Annotated in this window: 17 protein-coding genes; 11 read left to right on the forward strand and 6 right to left on the reverse strand. The window is 73.1% G+C overall.

Annotated elements, in window-relative coordinates:
• The 3 genes from ABCQ75_RS02705 to ABCQ75_RS02715 all read right to left on the reverse strand — a co-directional run bounded on the left by ABCQ75_RS02705 (position 1) and on the right by ABCQ75_RS02715 (position 1262).
• Positions 1–312: a hypothetical protein gene (locus ABCQ75_RS02705; protein WP_345882979.1), complete on the reverse strand. Its 312-nt coding sequence runs from the start codon at positions 310–312 to the stop codon at positions 1–3.
• Between the two features lie 12 nt (positions 313–324).
• A complete protein-coding gene (locus ABCQ75_RS02710) occupies positions 325–549 on the reverse strand; it encodes a DUF3107 domain-containing protein (RefSeq protein WP_345882980.1) in 225 nt (74 codons plus the stop codon).
• Positions 550–638: 89 nt separating this feature from the next.
• Complete coding sequence (locus ABCQ75_RS02715; RefSeq protein WP_345882981.1) at positions 639–1262, reverse strand: TetR/AcrR family transcriptional regulator; 624 nt, start codon at positions 1260–1262, stop codon at positions 639–641.
• 172 nt (positions 1263–1434) lie between these two features.
• Here ABCQ75_RS02715 and moeB point away from each other — a divergent pair, with 172 nt between their 5' ends.
• On the forward strand, positions 1435–2619 hold the full coding sequence (moeB, locus tag ABCQ75_RS02720; protein ID WP_345882982.1) for a molybdopterin-synthase adenylyltransferase MoeB: 1185 nt from the start codon (positions 1435–1437) through the stop codon (positions 2617–2619).
• Positions 2620–2677: 58 nt separating this feature from the next.
• On the opposite strand, the gene ABCQ75_RS02725 is transcribed toward moeB, so the two are convergent.
• On the reverse strand, positions 2678–4000 hold the full coding sequence (locus tag ABCQ75_RS02725) for a glutamyl-tRNA reductase (protein ID WP_345882983.1): 1323 nt from the start codon (positions 3998–4000) through the stop codon (positions 2678–2680).
• A 120-nt stretch (positions 4001–4120) separates the two neighbouring features.
• Here ABCQ75_RS02725 and hemE point away from each other — a divergent pair, with 120 nt between their 5' ends.
• The 9 genes from hemE to hemL all read left to right on the forward strand — a co-directional run bounded on the left by hemE (position 4121) and on the right by hemL (position 14388).
• Entirely contained in the window at positions 4121–5182 is a 1062-nt protein-coding gene (gene hemE, locus ABCQ75_RS02730) for a uroporphyrinogen decarboxylase (RefSeq protein WP_345882984.1), read from the forward strand.
• A 14-nt stretch (positions 5183–5196) separates the two neighbouring features.
• Complete coding sequence (gene hemG / locus ABCQ75_RS02735; protein WP_345882985.1) at positions 5197–6738, forward strand: protoporphyrinogen oxidase; 1542 nt, start codon at positions 5197–5199, stop codon at positions 6736–6738.
• A gap of 73 nt (positions 6739–6811) precedes the next feature.
• On the forward strand, positions 6812–7528 hold the full coding sequence (hemQ, locus tag ABCQ75_RS02740; RefSeq protein ID WP_345882986.1) for a hydrogen peroxide-dependent heme synthase: 717 nt from the start codon (positions 6812–6814) through the stop codon (positions 7526–7528).
• On the forward strand, positions 7525–8823 hold the full coding sequence (locus tag ABCQ75_RS02745) for a ferrochelatase (RefSeq protein WP_427916022.1): 1299 nt from the start codon (positions 7525–7527) through the stop codon (positions 8821–8823). The genes hemQ and ABCQ75_RS02745 overlap by 4 nt, the downstream gene beginning before the upstream one ends.
• A gap of 2 nt (positions 8824–8825) precedes the next feature.
• On the forward strand, positions 8826–9815 hold the full coding sequence (hemC, locus tag ABCQ75_RS02750; RefSeq protein WP_345882987.1) for a hydroxymethylbilane synthase: 990 nt from the start codon (positions 8826–8828) through the stop codon (positions 9813–9815).
• 233 nt (positions 9816–10048) lie between these two features.
• The gene (locus ABCQ75_RS02755) at positions 10049–10891 is read left to right on the forward strand and encodes a uroporphyrinogen-III synthase (RefSeq protein ID WP_345882988.1); all 843 of its coding nucleotides are present in this window, start codon (positions 10049–10051) and stop codon (positions 10889–10891) included.
• The gene (gene hemB, locus ABCQ75_RS02760) at positions 10888–11868 is read left to right on the forward strand and encodes a porphobilinogen synthase (RefSeq protein ID WP_345882989.1); all 981 of its coding nucleotides are present in this window, start codon (positions 10888–10890) and stop codon (positions 11866–11868) included. Before ABCQ75_RS02755 ends, hemB begins: the two co-directional genes overlap by 4 nt.
• Before the next feature lie 51 nt (positions 11869–11919).
• On the forward strand, positions 11920–12972 hold the full coding sequence (locus ABCQ75_RS02765; RefSeq protein WP_345882990.1) for an LLM class flavin-dependent oxidoreductase: 1053 nt from the start codon (positions 11920–11922) through the stop codon (positions 12970–12972).
• Between the two features lie 102 nt (positions 12973–13074).
• The gene (gene hemL / locus ABCQ75_RS02770) at positions 13075–14388 is read left to right on the forward strand and encodes a glutamate-1-semialdehyde 2,1-aminomutase (RefSeq protein WP_345882991.1); all 1314 of its coding nucleotides are present in this window, start codon (positions 13075–13077) and stop codon (positions 14386–14388) included.
• A 41-nt stretch (positions 14389–14429) separates the two neighbouring features.
• Here the strand turns inward: hemL and ABCQ75_RS02775 are convergent, their stop codons facing one another.
• Positions 14430–15143 carry a LysE family translocator gene (locus ABCQ75_RS02775; protein WP_345882992.1) on the reverse strand — a complete coding sequence of 238 codons (714 nt, stop codon included), beginning with the start codon at positions 15141–15143 and terminating at the stop codon, positions 14430–14432.
• Between the two features lie 82 nt (positions 15144–15225).
• On the opposite strand from ABCQ75_RS02775, the gene ABCQ75_RS02780 reads away from it, so the two are divergent.
• A complete protein-coding gene (locus ABCQ75_RS02780) occupies positions 15226–15681 on the forward strand; it encodes an Lrp/AsnC family transcriptional regulator (RefSeq protein ID WP_345882993.1) in 456 nt (151 codons plus the stop codon).
• Positions 15682–15885: 204 nt separating this feature from the next.
• Here ABCQ75_RS02780 and ABCQ75_RS02785 read toward each other — a convergent pair whose 3' ends face one another.
• Positions 15886–16731: a MetQ/NlpA family ABC transporter substrate-binding protein gene (locus ABCQ75_RS02785; protein WP_345882994.1), complete on the reverse strand. Its 846-nt coding sequence runs from the start codon at positions 16729–16731 to the stop codon at positions 15886–15888.
• Positions 16732–16815: the final 84 nt, after the last annotated feature.

Consider the following 16815-nt stretch of genomic DNA (forward strand, 5'->3'; position numbering starts at 1 on the left):
TCAGCGCTTGAGGATCTCGGTGAGCGCCTCGGTGTCCGCCTGGACCCGCCGACGCCCCACCACGAGGGCAGAGGCGAGGGCGGCCGCCACCGCCGCCGCCATCGGCAGGACCCACGGCATCCAGGTCAGGCCGGCCGTGTAGCCCGCGCCCGCCGCCACCGCGATGGTCCACGCCAGGGAGGCGGCCGCCACCGCGGCCCCCACCGGGAGCATGATCCCGTAGGCATGGTGCCGCCGGTCAGAGGCCCACACGATGAAGCCGGCGGACGCGGCCACGATCAGCACGATGACGAGGGACCAGACAGTCTCCACGCGCGCGGTGCCTCAGAGCGCGCCGAAGCCCACGCGGCGCTGCTCCTGCGCGCCGAGCTCGACGTAGGCGATTGCAGCGCCGGGGACGATCACCTGACGGCCCTTCTCGTCCTCGAGCCGGAGGTGCGAACCGGAGGACACGGCCTCCGCGACGAGCTTCGACACCTCGTCCGCGTCCTTCTCGGACTCGAGCACGAGCTCGCGGGCCACGTTCTGGATGCCGATCTTGATTTCCACGTAAACAGACTCCTTGGATCGTTGTCGCACCGACTGGGCCCCGGGCTGGACCTCGGGGCACGTGCGTCCTTCCAGTACCTTATGCTCCCTCAGGCCTCTTTCGGGAAGCGGGAGATCCCGCGCCACGCGAGCCTCGTCACGAGGTCCGCGGCGACCTCGAGCTCGAGCGAGGAGGACTGCTCGAGCCAGTGGCGCGCGCTCACCTGCGCCATGCCGGCCAGCGCCCGGCCCAGGAGCTGGGCCTCGACGAGCGGGAGGTTCGTGTCAGCAGCGATCACCTCGGCGATCGCCTCCGAGAACCCCCGGTTGAAGGTCTCGAGGCGCGCTGCCACGTCCGGGTCGTTCAGGAGGTCCGACTGGAAGACGAGCCGGTGCGCCTGGTCGTCCGCCGCGATGAACTGGTAGTACGCGTGGATCACGGCGCGCACGCGCTCGCGGTTGTCGCTAGTCGAGGCGAGGGCCGCCCGCATGAGGTCGGTCAGCGTGGCGAGGTGGCTGTCCAGGAGCGCGAGGTACAGCTCGCGCTTGGAGGGGAAGTGCTGGTAGAGGACCGGCTTGCTCACCTGCGCGGCCTCGGCGATCTCGTCCATGGCTGCGCCGTGGTAGCCGTTCGCGGCGAAGACCTCGAGGGCCGCGGTCAGGAGCTGGGCCCTCCGCTCGTCGCGGGGGAGCCGGGGGGAACGGTGTGTGGACGCTCGCGGTTCGGTGCTCACGGTTCATGCCTCTCTGGGGGTTCAGGCCTCGTGGAGCCTTGCCCAAACGTTGCTACCACTCTAGCCTCGCCACACGCTGCAGGGCGCGCAGGCTCCGGTCCCTGCCTGTCGCGGCGGGCCTGCCGGACCGCCGGACTGGGTCACCTGCCGTCTGCGGGCCTATGTTGGATGCATGGCACGCGATGAGACCACCGCCCTGCCGCCGCTCGTGGAGCCGGCGGCGACGCTCACGCCCGAGGAGACCCAGCGGTACTCGCGGCACGTGATCATCCCCGAGATCGGGGAGCTGGGGCAGCGCCGGCTCAAGAACGCGAAGGTCCTCGTCATCGGCGCCGGGGGACTCGGCTCCCCGGCGCTGCTCTACCTCGCCGCCGCCGGGATCGGCACCATCGGGATCGTCGACGACGACACCGTGGACCTCACCAACCTCCAGCGGCAGGTGATCCACCGCATGGAGGACGTCGGCCGCCCCAAGGCGCAGTCCGCCCGCGACGCGATCGCGAGGCTCAATCCGCACGTGGATGTGCGGCTGCACGAGGTCCACCTCGACGCCTCCAACGCCCTCGAGGTGTTCAACGGGTACGACCTCGTCCTCGACGGCACGGACAACTTCGCCACCCGCTACCTCGTCAACGACACCGCAGCCCTGTCCCGCATCCCCTATGTCTGGGGATCGATCTTCCGCTTCGACGGCCAGGTGAGCGTGTTCTGGGAGGAGCACGGCCCCACCTACCGCGACCTGTACCCGGAGCCCCCGCCCGCCGGGTCGGTCCCCTCGTGCGGCGAGGGGGGCGTGTACGGGATGCTGTGCGCGACCATCGGCGCGTCCATGGTGACGGAGGCAGTCAAGCTCATCACCGGCGTCGGCCGAACCCTCCTGGGCCGGGTGCAGCTCTACGATGCGCTCACCGCGACCTGGCGCGAGATCCGTGTGGCGAGGGATCCCGAGGCCGCGCCGATCACGGAACTCGTGGACTACGAGGCCTTCTGCGGGGTCACTCCGGCGGAGCCTCCGGGCACCGACCGCACGGTGAGCGCCGCCCAGCTCGCGACCATGCTCGCCGCCCGCGAGGCCGGCCTGCGCGACTTCGAGCTCGTCGACGTCCGCGAGCCGGGCGAGGCCACGATCGTGGGGATCCCCGGTGCGCGGCTGATCCCGCAGGGCAGGCTCCTCTCGGGCGAGGCGTGGGACGAGCTGCCGCGCGAGCGCGAGGTGGTGTTCCACTGCAAGGCCGGGACCCGGTCGGCGGCCGTGCTGGCCGCGGCGCTCGATGCGGGCTTCGCGAAGGCCAAGCACCTCGACGGCGGGGTGCTCGCGTGGGTCCGGGACGTGGAGCCCGGGAAGCCGGTGTACTGAGACGGTCTGGCCGGCGTGCGGCACGCGGTGCCGGCACGCTGGTGGGCAGAGGCCCGGGTCAGACGGCCCGGGAGTGGTCCACGGGGCAGTCGGCGCCCGACGGCGGCTGGCCGGCTTCCGCGGCGTGCGGCACCTCGACGGAGAGGCCGTAGAGCGCGTCGAGCGCGGCGAGGTACTCGTCCTCGCGCCCCTCGGAGGCGAGCTGGCGGGCCCGGACCGTGGGGGTGTGGAGGAGCTGGCGGACCATGCGGCGCATGGCGAACTCAACTTCCTCGGCCGCGGCAGTGCAGCCGTGGCGGGCACGGACCTTCTCGATCTCGGAGTCGAGCACGGCCATGGTGTGCCGGCGGAGCGCGACGATCGCGGCGTCGGCCTGGCGCGCCTGCCTCTGCGACTCGAAGTCCTCCGCGGCCATGCTCACGATCGCGCTGGCCTGCGCGAGGGACTCCGCCTGCTCCTGCGGCGCGGCGAGGCGCACGGACTCGAGCGTGATGAGCTCGACCCCCTCGAGCCCTCCGACCGCGGGGTCGAAGTCATGGGTCAGGGCGAGGTCGATGACCGTGAGGGGATGCTCGGCGCCCTCGCGGATCGCCGCGAGCTCGACGGCCTCCATGGCCGTGTCGGATCCGCTGCACCCGATCAGGAGGTCCGCCTCGGCGATGGCGCCGGGGAGCTCCTCCGACGTGAGGGCGCGCGCACCGCGGGCGGCGGCGAACTCCTCGGCACGCCCGGAAGACGAGTAGACGGCAACCTCGGCGCACCCGCGCTCGCGCAGGAGGGCCATGGTGGCCCCGGCGTAGGCGCCGGTCCCGAAGAGAACGGCGCGCTTGCGGGACCACGAGGGATCCTCGGCGAGGTCCTGGGCGAGGTCGAGGGCGACGGAGACGATCGAGAGGCCCCTGCTGCCCAGCGCGGTCTGGGCGCCGACGTCCTTGGCCGTCTTCGAGGCGGTCTGGAAGAGGCGGACGAGCGCGGGGCTCGCGGTGCCGTCCTGCTGGGCCGAGATGAGCGCGCGGCGCACCTGGCCGGCGATCTCGCGTTCGCCCACCACGGCCGAGTCGAGCCCGGAGCTCACGGCGAAGAGGTGGCGGGCCACGTCGCTCCCGTGCTTGTACGCGAAGGAGCTGGAGACGGTCTGCTCGGGAAGGCCGCTGCGGGCGCTGATCTCGCTCACGAGGGCGGAGCGGGCTGCCTCGAGGTCCTGCGAAGTTGGGGCCTCGGCATAGATCTCGTAGCGGTTGCAGGTCGCGAGCACCACCGTGCCGGACACCGCCGGCGTCCCGGAGGCGGCAGCGGCCACGGAAGCAGCGCCGTTGCTCAATTGGGCAACGGTCTCCAGATCGATGTCCGCGTGCGTCGCGACGAGAGAGAAAACAACCACAGCGGTCCCATCATAGCTTTTCGTCAGCGTGTAGAAAACGCTGCCCCGAGTCCGCGCCGGCCCGCGGGGCGCAGACAGGCTGTCGCCATGAGTCTTGATGCCCTCTGAGAGAATCCCCCTATGAACCTCAGCGCAGACCACCCCCTCAAGGACGGCCGGACGGCGCAGTCGCCGCTCATCACCGCATACCGCGGGGGGAGGCCGAGCCGGAAGCCCGTGTGGTTCATGCGGCAGGCGGGCCGCTCCCTCCCCGAGTACCGTCAGGCGCGCGAGGGCATCGGCATGCTCGAGTCGTGCCTGCGCCCGGACCTCGCCGCAGAGATCACGCTCCAGCCCGTGCGGCGGCACGACGTCGACGCCGGCATCTTCTTCTCGGACATCGTCATCCCCCTCAAGCTCGCCGGCGTCGGCGTGGAGATCGTCCCCGGGGTGGGCCCCGTGCTCGAGAGCCCGATCCGCACCGCCGCGGACGTGGCCGCGCTGCCGCGCCTCGAGGAAGCCGCGCTCGAACCGATCCGCGAGGCCGTCCGGCTCACGGTCGCCGAGCTGGGCACGACGCCGCTCATCGGCTTCGCGGGAGCGCCGTTCACCGTGGCCGCATACATGGTCGAGGGCCGCCCGTCGCGCGACCACCTCGGCCCGCGCACCATGATGCACGGCGACCCGGGGACGTGGGCCGCGCTCATGGAGTGGACGGCAGACGCCTCCGGCCGCTTCCTGCGTGCGCAGATCGAGGCCGGCGCCTCCGCGGGGCAGCTGTTCGACTCGTGGGCGGGCTCGCTCGGCCTCGAGGACTACCGCCGCTTCGTGGCACCGTTCTCCTCCCGCGCGCTCGACCACGTGCGCGACCTCGGCGCCCCCCTCGTGCACTTCGGAACCGGCACGTCCGAGCTCCTGGGCGCGATGTACGAGGTGGGCGTCGACGTGGTCGGCGTCGACTACCGGCTCTCGCTCCACGAGGCCAACCGCCGCCTCGGCGGCCGCGTGGTGCTCCAGGGCAACATCGACCCCGCATTCCTCTCCGCGCCCTGGAATGTCCTCGAATCCCATGTGCGCGAGGTGGTCCGCGCCGGCGCGTCCGCGCCCGGCCACGTGGTGAACCTCGGCCACGGCGTCCCGCCCGAGACGGATCCGGACGTGCTGACGCGCGTCGTCGAGCTCGTCCACTCGATCACGCACTGACGCCAGGAGCCCGCATGCCGCACGATGGACCGGCTGACGCGCCCCCGTCCCGGACCGAGACCCCGCCCTCCGGCCAGACGCGGTCCGGCGGGCACACAGCGGGCGCGGACGCGCCTGCGCGGGCCGTCGTGGTGGGCGGCGGCGTGTCGGGCCTCGTCGCGGCGCTCGTGCTGCGCCGCGCTGGGCTGTCCGTGGCAGTGCTCGAGGCGGACACCCGGTGGGGCGGATGCATCGGCGAGCACGAGGTGGCGGGGCTGCGGCTGGACAGCGGCGCGGAGTCCTTCGCCACCCGGACGGACGCCGTCCCCCTGCTCCTCGAGGAGCTCGGCCTCGCCCAGGAGATCGTGCTCCCGCACGGCTCCGGGGCCTGGGTGCTCCTGCCCGCCGGTCCCCAGGAACTCCCCAAGACCGGAGTGCTCGGCATCCCGGCGAGGCCCTGGGCCCCGGAGGTGCGCGCAGCGCTCGGGTTCTGGGGATCGCTGCGGGCCTCTCTGGACCGCCTGCTGCCCGCAGGGCCCCCGAGCGGACAGCAGAGCGTCGCCCGGCTCGTGCGCACGCGCATGGGCTCCCGCGTGCTCGAGCGGCTCGTGGCCCCCGTCGTGGCCGGCGTGCACTCCGCCGACCCGGCGCTGCTCGATGTCGACATGGTGGCCCCCGGTCTCCGGCGGCTCCTGCACGAGAGGGGATCCCTCGCGGCGGCGGTGGCAGCCCAGCGGGGTGTGGGCCACGGGGCCAAGGCCGGGTCCGCCGTCGCGGGGATCCGCGGCGGCATGAACCGGCTCATCGCCGCCCTCGTGGACCGGCTCGCCGCCGAGGGGGTGCTCCTGCTCGACGGCCAGCGCGCCGAGCGGCTCGAGCGGCTCCTGGGACGGGAGGGCCAGGCCCTGTGGCGCGTGGAGGCTGCCGGCGGAGCGGCGCACGAGGCGGACGTCGTCGTCGTCGCGCTCCCCGGGCCCGCCGCCGTCGAACTCCTCTCCGACGCGGTCCCCGCGCTCGCGGGCCACGAGCCCGTGCCCGGCCCCGAGGTCAAGCTCGTGACGCTCGTCCTGGACTGCCCCGAGCTGGAGTCCCGGCCGCGCGGCACCGGGATGCTCGTGGCGCCCCAGGTGGACGGCGTCCAGGCGAAGGCGCTCACCCACGCCACCGCGAAGTGGGACTGGCTGGCCGAGGAGGCCGGACCCGGGATCCACGTGGTGCGTCTCTCGTACGGCCGCGCCGAGGAGCCCGGCGCGGCCGGGGCAGGGGAGCCCGAGACCGACGACGCGCTGTTCGCGGCGGGCCTCCGGGACGCCTCGGCCCTCCTCGGGGTGCCGTTGGGCCCGGACCAGGTGCTCGGCTGGGACGTGGTGCGCTGGGAGGGCGCCCTGCCCTTCGCGGCGGTGGGGCACCGGGAGCGCGTGGCCGCTGTCCGGGCGCTCGTGTCCGAGCAGCCGGGCCTCGCGGTGGTCGGCGGCTGGGCCGCCGGGAATGGCCTCGCGGCGGTCGTGCCGGACGCCCGCGAGCAGGCGGCTGCGCTTGCCGCCTCCCTCACCGGCTTCCGAGGCGCAGCCCCGTGACCTTCGTCACTTCTACGCCCTGTAGAACTCAACTGATTCGATTTGCCCCAGCCGAAGGAGCACACTGGACACCATGAGCCACACTTCCGCCGAATCTGTCACCAAACCCGCCGCCGCTGGCGAGGCCGCGCAGGAGCAGTTCTTCACCCTCTGGACCGTGTTCGCCCGCGTTCCCGGCGAGGACGCGCCGGATGCCGCCGCCGCGGCCGAGTTCGAGGGGCTCGTCGCGGAGCTCGCCCAGTCCGGCGTCACGTTCCGCGGTGCTTACGACGTCTCGGCCATGCGCGCCGATGCGGACGTCATGGTGTGGCTCCACGGCGCCCGCCCCGAGGACCTCCAGGCGGCCGTGCGCCGGATCCGCCGTTCAGCGCTCTTCGAGGGCACCGACCTCGTCTGGTCGGCGATGGGCGTTCACCGCGAGGCCGAGTTCGCCAAGAACCACACGCCCGCCTTCTCCCGCGGGGTCGAGCCCGAGGCGTGGCTGTGCGTGTACCCGTTCGTCCGCTCCTACGAGTGGTACATCCTCCCCGCCGAGGACCGCGGCCGCATGCTCCGCGAGCACGGCCTCCTCGGGCGCGACTTCCCCCAGGTCCTCTCCAACACGGTCTCCTCGTTCGCCCTCGGCGACTGGGAGTGGATCCTCGCGCTCGAGGCCCCCGAGCTCGTCGACCTCGTGGACCTCATGCGCCACCTCCGGGCGACCGATGCGCGCAACCATGTGCGCGAGGAGATCCCGTTCTACACGGGCCGGCGCGTGACCCCCGCCGAGGTCGCCGAGGTCCTCGCGTGAGCGGGGAGCAGTCCGCCCGGATCGTGGTCGCCGGCGCCGCGGCCCCGCTCGCGGTCTCGACCGAGGCCAACCCCGTCACCGAGGCCGGGCGCCTCGCGCCGAAGGCGTACGACGCCGTCCTCCTCGCCTCCTTCGGCGGCCCCGAGGGCCAGGAGGACGTGATCCCCTTCCTCCGCAACGTCACCCGCGGCCGCGGGATCCCGGACGAGCGCCTCGAAGAGGTCAGCCACCACTACCGCGCCTTCGGCGGCATCAGCCCCATCAACTCCCAGAACCGCGCGCTCAAGGCCGCCCTCGAGGCGGAGCTCTCCGCCCAGGGCCTGGACCTCCCGGTCTACTGGGGCAACCGCAACTGGGACCCGTACATCCCGCAGACGCTGCGCGAGATGTACGACGCCGGGCACCGCAGGGTCCTGGTCCTCACCACGAGCGTCTACTCGTGCTACTCGAGCTGCCGGCAGTACCGCGAGGACCTCGGCATGGCGCTGGAGGAGACGGGCCTGACGGGCAGGCTCGAGGTGGACAAGGTTCGGCAGTACTTCGACCACCCCGGCTTCGTCGTCCCCTTCGTCGAGGGCACGGCCGCGGGCCTCGCAACGGTCCGCGAAGCCCTCGGCGCCCCGGACGGCTCCCGCGACGCTGAGATCCGCGTGCTGTTCGCGACCCACTCGATTCCCACACGTGACGCCGAGGCGGCAGGCCGCTCCGACGGCGAGCCTCGCGAGTTCGAGGAGGCCTCGGCCTACGCGGCGCAGCACCTCGCGAACGCCCGTGCCGTCATGGAAGCGGTGACCGGGTCAGCCGAGGGCGCCCCCGGCTGGGACCTCGTCTACCAGTCCCGCTCGGGCGCCCCGCATGTCCCGTGGCTCGAGCCGGACATCAACGACCACCTCGCGGCGATTGCCGGAGGCACCGCCGAGGGAGGTCCGGCGGTCAAGGGCGTCGTGATCGTCCCGCTCGGCTTCGTGAGCGATCACATGGAGGTCGCGTGGGACCTCGACACCGAGGCGCTCGCCACGTGCAGGGAGCTCGGCGTCGAGGCTGTGCGCGTCCCGACTCCGGGTGTCCACCGGGAGTTCGTCACGGGGCTCGTGCAGCTCATCCGCGAGCGCACGGTCGAGAAGAACATCGCCGAGCGCCCCCACGTGACGGGGCTCGGCCCGTGGTACGACGTGTGCCGCCCGGGGTGCTGCGCCAACTTCCGGGGCGCCAAGCCCGTCATCGCCGAAGGCGTTGACGCAGCGGCCGGCGTGGATGCAGCGGCTGCTCCCGCGGCTGACGGGACGGAGGCCTGAGCATGGCGGTGCGCATCGGCACCCGCGGCAGCGCCCTCGCGCTCACGCAGACGCAGCAGACGGCGGACACGCTCGCGGCCGTGGGCGGCTTCGCGACCGAGCTCGTCCGCATCAAGACCGAGGGCGACGTCAAGACCGGCTCCCTCGCGTCCCTCGGCGGGACGGGCGTATTCGTCACGGCGCTGCGGGACGCCCTGCTCGCGGACCGCTGCGACGTGGCCGTGCACTCCCTCAAGGATCTCCCCACTGCCGGTCAGCCGGGACTCACGATCGCGGCCATCCCCCCGCGCGCAGACGTCCGCGACGTGCTCTGCGCGAGGGACGGGCTCACGCTCGCCCAGCTCCCCGCGGGCGCCAAGGTCGGCACGGGCTCTCCGCGGCGCGCCGCCCAGCTGCGCGCCGCCCGCCCCGACCTCGAGGTCCTGGACATCCGCGGCAACGTCGACACCCGGCTCGGCCGCGTGCCCGGCCTGCCCGGGAACGCGCAGGACGCACCCGGGGACCTCGACGCCGTCGTCCTGGCCGCCGCCGGTCTGACCCGCCTGGGCCGCACGGACGTCGTGAGCGAGTACTTCGAGCCCGAGGTCATGCTCCCCGCTCCCGGGCAGGGGGCGCTGGCGATCGAGTGCCGGATCGAGGACGGTCCGGTGCGCGAGCCCGGCGGCAGCGGCCACGCGACCGGGGAGGGCGTCCTCGCCCAGGCCCTCGCGGCCGTCGACGACGCCGACACGCGCCTCGCCGTGACCGCAGAGCGTGCCCTGCTGGCCCGCCTCGAGGCCGGCTGCGCGGCTCCCGTCGGCGCCCTCGCGCGCCGGAAGGGCTCGATGCTGCACCTGGACGCCGTGGTGTGCTCGGTGGACGGCACGCGCTCCCTCAGGCTCAAGAAGGCCACCGACGGGCTCACCGAGGTCGGGGCGACCCTGCTCGGGATCGAGCTCGCCGAGGAGCTCCTCGCCCAAGGCGCCGCGGACTTCGCGGACCTGGGCGCCTGATGTCCCCGGGCAACGCGGGGCCACGTCCCAGCGATGCGGGGTCACATCCAAGCGACGCGGGGTCAGGTACCACGAATGCGGGGTCACATCCAAGCGACGCGGGGTCAGGTACCACGAATGCGGGGCCACATCCAAGCGACGCGGGGTCACATCCCAGCGACGCGGGGGCAGGTACCACGAATGCGGGGCCATATCCCCCCGACGCGGGCGACGCGCGGTTGGCCGGACGGCGGGTGCTGCTCACGCGCAGTCCCGACCGCGCCGGTGCCATGGCGGCGGCACTCGCGGAGGCGGGCGCCGAGCCGCTGCTCCTGCCGCTCATCGACTTCGAGCGGGCCGAGGACCAGGGCGCCCTCGCTGATGCCCTCGCGCGGCTCGCGGCCGGCGACTTCGGCTGGCTCGTCGTCTCCAGCATCACCACCGTGCGGGCGCTCAAGGAGGCGGCCGCAGCGCAGGGTATGGGCCTTCCCGCGCTCGTCCCGAGAGGTGTGCGGGTGGCCACGATAGGGCCCAGCTCCCGCCGTGTCCTCGAGGCCGAGGGCCTCCGTGTGGACCTCGCGCCCGAGGGCAGGCAGTCCGCCGAAGGCCTCGTCGAGGTGTGGGAAGGAGGCGGGGCCAGCGTGCTGCTCCCTCAGTCCGACCTCGCTGCGCCGACCCTCGCCGAGGGCATCGCCGCCGCCGGGAACCGCGTGGAGACCGTCACGGCATACCGGACCGTGGACTTCCCCGCGGACCCTGTCCGCCGCCTGACCGCACCACTGGCGGCCGGCGAGCCGAGCGGGCAGGAGGCGCCCGCCGTCGTGCTCCAGCCTGCCCAGGCGAACCGCGAGCTGGCCGCGGGACGGCTCGACGCCGTCGTCGCCGCCTCCCCGAGCGCGGCACGCCGCATCCACGCCGTCCTGGACCCGCTCGGTTCCACGAGCCTCATCGCGATCGGCGAGCCGACCGCCGAGGAGCTGCGGTCGCTCGGCATCCCCGCGGCCGCGACCGCCGCGACCCCGACGCCGGCCGGCATCGTGGACGCCGTGGCGCGCGCCCTCAACGACGACTCCCCGCCTCAGAAGGAGAAACCATGAGCTTCCCGCAGCACCGCCCGCGCCGCCTGCGCCAGACGCCGGCCCTGCGCCGCCTCGTCGCCGAGACGCGCCTGCACCCGGCCGAGCTGATCCTGCCCGCCTTCATCCGCGAGGGTGCGAGCGAGCCGATCGCGATCCAGTCCATGCCCGGCGTCGTGCAGCACACCACCGGAACGCTGCGCCGCGCGGCGGCCGAGGCCGCCGAGCTGGGCCTCGGCGGCATCATGCTCTTCGGCGTGCCCGAGGAGCGCGACGCGGAAGGCTCGGCCGGGCTGGACCCGGACGGCGTGCTCAACGCCGCGATCCGCGCCGTGCGCGAGGAGGTCGGGGACTCGCTCGTGGTCATGAGCGACGTGTGCCTCGACGAGTTCACGGACCACGGCCACTGCGGGGTCCTCGACGCCGACGGCCGCGTGGACAACGACGCGACCCTCGAGGTCTACGGGCAGATGGCCGTGGCGCAGGCCGAGGCGGGCGCGCACGTGCTCGGGCCGAGCGGCATGATGGACGGCCAGGTCGCCGCCATCCGCCAGGCGCTCGACGCCGCGGGTCGCCAGGACGTCGCGGTCCTCGCCTACGCCGCCAAGTACGCCTCCGCGTTCTACGGGCCCTTCCGCGAGGCCGTCGACTCCCAGCTGACCGGCGACCGCCGCACGTACCAGATGGACGCCGCCAACCGGCGCGAGGCGATGCTCGAGGTCCGGCTGGACCTCGAGGAAGGCGCCGACATGGTCATGGTCAAGCCCGCCATGTCCTATCTGGACATCCTCGCCGACGTCGCCGCCATGAGCCCCGTCCCCGTGGCCGCGTACCAGATCTCGGGAGAGTACGCGATGGTCGAGGCCGCCGCCGCGAACGGCTGGATCGACCGGAAGGCCTCCATCCTCGAGTCCGTGCTCGGCATCCGCCGTGCCGGGGCGAACATGGTCCTGACGTACTGGGCCGCGGAGATCGCGGGCTGGCTCCGGGAGTCCTGACCGGCCGCCGCCTGCGGGAATGATCACGGTGCCGGCGCGGTTTGGATGCATGTGCATGGAAACACCAGCCCCGCGTCCCCTGTCCTCCTCGGCCTGAACACGTTCGGCGATGTGGGCCTCGGCCCGGACGGCGCGCCGAAGCCCCACGCACAGGTGATCCGCGAGCTGGTCGAGGAGGCCGTCCTCGCCGACCAGGTGGGCCTGCACGCGTTCGGCGTGGGGGAGCACCACCGCAAGGACTTCGCTGTCTCCGCGCCCGAGGTGGTCCTTGCGGCGATCGCGTCCAGGACCGAGGGCATCCGCCTCACCTCGGCCGTCACGGTCCTCTCCTCGGATGACCCTGTCCGCGTGTTCCAGCGCTTCTCCACGCTCGACGCCGTCTCCTCCGGCCGCGCGGAGGTGATCCTGGGACGGGGGTCGTTCATCGAGTCGTTCCCGCTCTTCGGGTTCGACCTCGAGGACTACGAGACCCTCTTCGAGGAGAAGCTCGAGCTGTTCGACCGCGTGCGCTCCCAGAGGCCGGTGCGGTGGGAGGGCCGCCACCGCGGACCCATCAGCGGCCTCACCGCGTACCCGCACCTCGAGGACGGCCTCCTGCGCACGTGGATCGGCGTGGGCGGGACGCCCCAGTCCGTGGTCCGCGCGGCGCACTACGGCTTCCCCGTGAGCTTCGCGATCATCGGCGGGGAACCGGCCCGGTTCGCCCCGTTCGCAGACCTCTACAGGCGCTCGCTGGAGAAGCTCGGCAAGGAGTACACGATGCTCGCCACGCATTCCCCGGGCCATGTCGCCGAGACCGACGAGCAGGCGCGCGAGGAGCTCTTCCCGCACTGGCTCGCCATGCGCAACCGGCTCGGTGCGGAGCGCGGCTGGGGCGAGGGCAGCCGCACCGAGTTCAACGCCCAGGCGTCCCGCGCCGGGGCGCTCTACGTCGGTTCGCCGGAGACAGTGGCGCGCAAGATCGCGGACACGCACCGGGCGCTGGGAACCCAGCGCTTCGACCTCAAGTACTCGAGCGGGACCCTCCCGCACAGCGCCATGATGAACAGCATCGAGCTCTTCGGCACGAAGGTCGCCCCGCTCGTGGCGGACATGCTCGCCTAGGTGCCCTCCCGGCGTCGTGCGCGCCCTCCGGGCCCCGCGCACGACGCCGCGTGCCCGGCCGGGCGGCACGCTCCGCCCAGGCCGGTGGGGGAGAATGGGGGAATGACCACCTCCGAGGACCTCTTCGCCCGTGCCCGCTCCCTCATGCCGGGAGGGGTGAACTCGCCCGTGCGTGCTTTCGGCTCCGTGGGCGGCACGCCCCGCTTCCTCGTCTCGGCGAAGGGCGCGTACGTGCACGACGCAGACGGGCGTGACTATGTGGACCTCGTCTGCTCGTGGGGCCCTGCCCTGCTCGGCCACGCCGTCCCGGAAGTGCTCGACGCCGTCCACGCCGCCGTGGACCGCGGGCTCTCCTTCGGCGCCTCCACCCCGGATGAAGCGGCACTGGCCGAGCTCGTGATCGGGCGAGTGGGCGCCGTCGAGCGCCTCCGCATGGTCTCCACCGGCACCGAGGCGACCATGACCGCCATCCGGCTCGCCCGCGGGTTCACGGGCCGCGACCTCGTGGTGAAGTTCGCCGGCTGCTACCACGGGCACGTGGACGGCCTGCTCGCGGCGGCGGGCTCCGGCGTCGCGACCCTCGCGCTGCCCGGCTCCGCCGGCGTGACCGCGGCGACCGCGGCCGAGACGCTCGTGCTGCCGTACAACGACCTCGCCGCCGTTCAGGCCGCGTTCGCCGAGCACGGGCCCAGGATCGCCGCCGTCATCACGGAGGCCGCCCCGGCGAACATGGGCGTGGTCACGCCCGCCGCCGGATTCAACGCGGGCCTGCGCCGCATCACGGCCGAGCACGGCGCACTCCTCATCCTCGACGAGGTCCTCACGGGCTTCCGCACCGGCCCGGCCGGATACTGGGGGCTCACGGGCCAGCACGAGGGATGGGCGCCCGACCTGTTCACGTTCGGCAAGGTGATCGGCGGCGGCATGCCCGTGGCCGCGCTCGGCGGCCGCGCGGAGGTCATGGACTGGCTCGCCCCGCTCGGTCCCGTCTACCAGGCCGGCACGCTCTCGGGGAACCCCGTGGCGATGGCAGCGGGTGTCGCGACCCTCACGCTCGCCACCGACGCCGTCTACGCGCACATCGACGACCGCTCCCTCGAGCTCTCCCGCGCCGTCTCTGCCGCCCTGGACGCCCAGGGCGTGGACCACACCGTCCAGCGCGCGGGGAACCTGTTCTCCGTGGCCTTCGGCACCTCGCAGCGCGGCGTGCGCGACTACGCGGACGCGCAGGCGCAGGAGGCATTCCGCTACGGGCCCTTCTTCCACTCGATGCTGGAGAGCGGCGTGTACCTGCCCCCGAGCGTGTTCGAGGCCTGGTTCCTCTCCGCCGCCCACGACGACACTGCGATGGGCCGTATCCTGGACGCCCTCCCGGCGGCCGCGAAGGCCGCGGCGGCAGCCCTCCCGGGCGCCTGAGCCCGTCGCGTGGCCACGTCCCGCCAGGCGCGTGGCCACGTCTAAGCAGGCGCGTGGCCGAACAGAGCCGCTGCCTGCTCCACGAGCAGGAGGCCGCCGATCCCGAGCATGAGCAGCCCGCTCGCGAGCGTCACGCCCTGCGCGAGCCGCGGGCGCGCCCGCAGGATCCGCCGCGCGGCGAGGGCCACGAGGCTGTACACGACCACCGTGAACGCGAGGTGGGTCAGCCCCATCGCCGCAGTCTGCGCTGCGACCGGCAGCGCCGAGTCCGTCCTGACGAACTGCGGCATGACGGTGGCGAAGAGGAGGAGCGCCTTCGGGTTGATCCCGCTCGTGGCCAGACCGCGCAGGAACTCGCCGGCGGGCCCGTGGGCGCGCACGACGGCGTCGCGCACCGGGGCGCCGGACGGCAGCGGGGCGTCGCACGCCACGGGGGCGCCTCCCAGGCGCGTCCCGCCTGCGGTGAACCCGGCCGCGCGCCAGCCGCGCGCCGTCGTGAGCCCGAGCGCCACGAGGTAGAGCGCGCCTGCCGCCGAGAGCCACGCGACGATCTCGGGGCGCGCGGCGAGCGCCATGCCCAGACCCGCGGCGACGAGTGCGGTGTGGACGGCATACCCCGCACACAGCCCCGCGACGGCGGGCGCGGGCGAGGTGGGGCGGAGGCCCGCCGAGATGGTGTAGGCCCAGTCCGCGCCCGGTGTGAGCGCGAGGGCGAGCGAGATCGCGGCGAAGCCGAGCAGCGGCGTGAGGTCCATGGACGCAAGAGTACGGAGGATGGCGCGCGAAGTGCTTTCCCTTTTCTCGCCCACTGAAGCCAGACTGGGTTAGATTCTGACGGTGATTGACGCTCTAGACAGAACAATCTTGCGCACCCTTCAGGCCGACGGCCGGATGACGGCCACCGCCCTCGCCGCGGAGGTGGGGCTGACGGTGGCGCCGTGCCACCGGCGGCTCAAGGACCTCGAGGCCTCCGGGGTGATCCGTGGCTACCGCGCGGACGTCGACCCGGCCAAGGTGGGTCTCGGCTTCGGGGCCATGGTGTTCACCACCCTGCGCGAGACCTCTCAGGACGCCCTGCGGGCCTTCGAGGAGGCCGTGTCCGCGGAGCCGCAGATCGTGGAGGCCTACCGCCTCTTCGGCGACCCCGACTACCTGCTCAAGTGCGTGGCCGAGGACCTGCCCGGCTACCAGCGGCTCTACGACGAGCGCCTCGCCGCGCTCCCGAGCGTCGCTAAGCTCACCTCCACGATCGTCATGCGTGACCTCAAGGGGGATGCGGGGCTGCCGCTGTAGCGGCTGGCGGGACGGGACCCCGTATCGGGGGGCACGGGACCCCGTATCGGGCGGGACGGGACCCGGTATCGGGCGGGACGGGACCCCATATCGGGGGGCACGGGACCCCGTATCGGGCGGGACGGACGACGGCGGAGTCCCCACCCAGTGGGGACCCCGCCGTCGTGCGCCAGGTGTGCGGGCGGCAGCCGGGCCGCGCGCGGATCAGAACGCGGGGGTGACGTCCCCGTTCGGCCACTCCTTCCCGATGAAGGCCTTGACCTCATCGGAGTGGAGGAGCTCCTCGAGCTTGGCGATGCGGGGATCGCCCGCGGAGTCCTCGCGCCATGCGAGGAAGTTCGCGTACGGGTTGCCCTCCACCGACTCGACCGCGAGGGCGTCCTTCGTGCTCAGGCCCGCGGCGAGGATGAAGTTGCCGTTGATGAGCGCGAGGTCCACGGACGGGTCCTTGAGGTCGTTCACGAGCAGCTCGGGCTGGTTCTCGGAGAAGACGAGCTTCTTCGGGTTCTGCTCGTCCGTGAGGGTCAGCACGGCGGAGTCGTCCTGGATGTCCTTGAGGAGGCCGGCAGTCTCGAGGACCTTGAGCGCGCGGACCTGGTTGGACGGATCGTTGGTGATGGCGACCTTGGCGCCGTCCTTGATCTCCGAGATGTCCTTGACCTTCTCCGAGAAGGCGGCGTACGGCTCGATGTGCACGCCCTCGCCGTGGGCGAACTTGTAGCCCTTGGTCTTGACCTGGTCCTCGAACCAGGGCAGGTGCTGGTAGTAGTTGGCGTCGAGGGAGCCGTCCGAGAGCGCCGTGTTCGGCGTCTGGTAGTCCTCGATCTCCTTGATCTCGAGCTTGAGGCCGGCCTTGGGGGCGAGCTCCTCGTTGACGAACTCGAGGATGCGGGCGTGCGGGACGGGGCTCGCGCCGATCGTGAGGGTCTGCGGGTTGGCGGGGTCGAGCGCCGTGGCCGAGGCCGAGGGCTCGGAGCCGCCGGCGCCGCACGCGGCGAGCGAGAGGGCTGCCGCGATTCCGGCGGCGACGAGGGTCAGTTTCTTGCGCACGGATGCGCTCCTTTCGGTGGACGGATGGGCGCGGGACGGGCAGCGCGGACGACGGCGACGGGTCACCGGGGCCGTCAGGGCGCC

Source organism: Sinomonas halotolerans (genome assembly GCF_039615075.1).
Taxonomy (GTDB): Bacteria; Actinomycetota; Actinomycetes; order Actinomycetales; family Micrococcaceae; genus Sinomonas; species Sinomonas halotolerans.